Here is a 298-nt window from a genome sequence, read left to right on the forward strand (position 1 = left end):
TTGCGTCCGAGACCCGTGGTCTTGGCCACTGCCGAGCGCGTGGCGGCGTAATTCGGCGCGACCATGGGATAATCAGCCGGCAGACCCCATTTGGCGCGATATGCGTCCGGCGTCAGCCCATAATGGGTCGACAGATGGCGCTTGAGCGATTTGAACTTCTTGCCGTCCTCAAGGCAGATGATGTGGTCCGGCGTCACCGACTTCCTGATCGATATGGCAGGCTTGAGAACCTCCGGTTCTTCTGCGGAAATACTGGCGCCGGCCGTGCCTTTGAGTGCCGCGTGCACCTGGCCGATCA

1 protein-coding gene is annotated in these 298 nt (G+C 61.1%); it reads right to left on the reverse strand.

Features of this window, described 5'->3' with window-relative positions; all coding sequences use genetic code 11:
- Positions 1–298 (reverse strand): MucR family transcriptional regulator (locus EN859_RS36990; RefSeq protein WP_189502574.1); only part of this gene is annotated, 298 nt, incomplete at both ends.

Source organism: Mesorhizobium sp. M00.F.Ca.ET.216.01.1.1 (assembly GCF_004010325.2).
Lineage (GTDB): Bacteria > Pseudomonadota > Alphaproteobacteria > Rhizobiales > Rhizobiaceae > Mesorhizobium.